This window comes from Thermogutta sp. (genome assembly GCF_014359955.1).
Lineage (GTDB): Bacteria > Planctomycetota > Planctomycetia > Pirellulales > Thermoguttaceae > Thermogutta.
In genome coordinates, this window is the sequence record NZ_JACIYL010000699.1 from 1 (window position 1) to 2,344 (window position 2,344).

Consider the following 2,344-nt stretch of genomic DNA (forward strand, 5'->3'; position numbering starts at 1 on the left):
CGTGCCCCTCCAAATCATGTTTTTCGTTAACAGGAAGGACAAGGGTTCACCGGCAGGGGCAATTCATGAATTGCCCCTACTGACATATCGCGCGCGTGCCTTCTCCATGGTTTTTCCAAAATGGAAATGTCGGTATGAGTTGATCTTGCCTGCCGAGTGGATTTTGAGATAGCATATCAGTCACGCGACGGCACGGGCGACAAGCCCCGGCAGACAACGATTCGACCCGAGAAAAAACGGAAAGGACGCCGTATGCCGACCACCCTGGGTGAACTCAGTGCCCTCGTTGGAGGGGATCTCGTCGGGCCGGCAGATCTGGTCATTGAAGGGGCCGCCCCGCTTGGGCAGGCAGGTCCCCGCCAGATCACCCTCATCGATCGTCCGGAACGGTTATCCAAGGTCTCCCCGAACGAAATCGCCGCAGCAGTGGTTCCCCGCAAGGTGGAAGCCGCTCCTTTTCCCATCATCCGCGTGGAAGACGTCCACCGGGCCTTCAGCGTGATCGTGCGATTCTTTCGACCCCCGCGAGAAAACGAGCGGAAGGGCATTCATCCTCAAGCCATCATCAGCCCAACCGCGCGGCTTGGTCCCGACGTGGACGTCCATCCCTTCGCCTTCATCGGCGATGATGTGGAAATTGGGGAGGGTTCCACGATTCACTCCGGTGTGCGGATTCTGCCCGGCTGCAAGATCGGACGGCAGGTCACCATTTTTCCCAACGCGGTCCTCTACGAGAACACCGTGGTAGGAGACCGCTGCATCATCCACGCCGGGGCCGTGCTGGGGGCCTACGGGTTCGGATACTGCTGCGAAGATGGCAGGCACGTCCTTTCCAGCCAGTACGGGAATGTCGTCCTGGGCGACGACGTGGAGATCGGGGCCAACACCACAATCGATCGGGGCACCTACGGTTCCACGACCATCGGCGAGGGGACGAAAATCGACAATCTCGTGATGATCGGGCATAACTGCCGCATTGGCCGTCATAATCTGATCTGCGCCCAGGTGGGCATCGCTGGCAGTACAACGACGGGTGACTATGTGGTGATGGCCGGGCAGGTCGGGGTCCGCGACCACGTCCATATCGGGGACGGCGCGGTACTGGGGGCCATGGCGGGCGTCATCAATGACGTGCCTCCCCATGCGCGCTTCGTGGGGATCCCTGCCACGCCGGAACGCGAACAGATGCTCAAGCAGGCTGCGTTCGCCAAATTGCCCGAAATGCGGCGGCAGCTTAAAGAGATTCAGGAGACCCTTCGTCGGCTGGTGGCTCGGCTTGATCAGTCTGATCAGTCCAGGGAAGCGGCGTGAAGGAGAACGCATCCATGGGAGGCGGACGCACCACCCTCCGCCCTGCCAGCCACGAGGACGCGGTTGCGGTCCTTTCCCAGCGCCCGTCCACACGTGTGGGACTCATCGCCGGCTGGGGACGGTATCCTCTCATCCTGGCGGAACATCTGCATAACCGCGGGTACGAGGTTTGCTGCCTGGCGGTGAGGGATCACGCCGATCCGGCCCTGGCTCGGTGGTCAACAAGATTTGCGTGGATCGGACTCGGACAGGTGGGACGGTCGTTGCATTTGCTCCGCACCTGGGGCGTGCGCGAGGCCACGCTGGCCGGCAAAATCCACAAAGTGACGCTCTTTCGGCCCTGGATGTGGCTCCACCATTTTCCGGATTGGGGCGGCGTACGGGCGTTCGGGCCTCATTTCCTGTTTCGTTCTCGGGACAATCGGGACGATACGCTACTGACCACCGTGTGCCACGAAATCGAGCGGATCGGAATTACCGTCCGACCGGCCACAGCGTATTTGCCCGATGTCCTCGTTGGAAGAGGGCCGCTGACGCCCGGAACTCTCGCACGGGCCCAGTGGAAAGATATCGCCTTTGGCTGGCGGGTGGCCAAAGAAATGGGGCGTCTCGACATCGGCCAAACGGTGGTCGTCAAGAATCAGGCGGTTCTGGCGGTTGAGGCCATCGAGGGGACGGACGCTTGCATCCGCCGGGCAGGGGAACTGTGCCGCTCGGGGGGATTCACGGTGGTCAAGGTGGCCAAGCCCCAGCAGGACATGCGCTTCGACGTCCCCACGGTGGGTACGAACACACTCGAGGTCATCGCCGCGGCCAAAGGGGCGGTTCTGGCCGTCGAGGCGGAAAAGACGATCCTTCTCGATCCCGATCGGGTGGTGGACCTGGCGGTCCGCAACCGGATTCACGTGGTGGCCATCACGGAAGAGGACATCGCAGCGGTCGGCTAGGTGCGACAGGGAGCCGGCACGGCGCCACCAGTCGCGATACTCCAATACATGGCCGGTTTGTTGGCTGGCGTTCCACCCCGACCGGT

General features: G+C 62.0%; 2 protein-coding genes. Both read left to right on the forward strand.

Annotated features, from left to right (window positions below; translation table 11 throughout):
- Window positions 1-252 precede the first annotated feature (252 nt).
- Window positions 253-1,311 carry a UDP-3-O-(3-hydroxymyristoyl)glucosamine N-acyltransferase gene (gene lpxD / locus H5U08_RS15990; RefSeq protein WP_297035313.1) on the forward strand — a complete coding sequence of 353 codons (1,059 nt, stop codon included), beginning with the start codon at window positions 253-255 and terminating at the stop codon, window positions 1,309-1,311.
- A 14-nt stretch (window positions 1,312-1,325) separates the two neighbouring features.
- Window positions 1,326-2,258: a UDP-2,3-diacylglucosamine diphosphatase LpxI gene (lpxI, locus tag H5U08_RS15995; protein ID WP_297035316.1), complete on the forward strand. Its 933-nt coding sequence runs from the start codon at window positions 1,326-1,328 to the stop codon at window positions 2,256-2,258.
- Window positions 2,259-2,344: the final 86 nt, after the last annotated feature.

Bases quoted from the DNA above. Each gene is read 5' to 3' on its own strand.
- lpxD (WP_297035313.1), top strand. From the start codon at position 253: ATGCCGACCACCCTGGGTGAACTCAGTGCCCTCGTTGGAGGGGATCTC.
- lpxI (WP_297035316.1), top strand. From the start codon at position 1,326: ATGGGAGGCGGACGCACCACCCTCCGCCCTGCCAGCCACGAGGACGCG.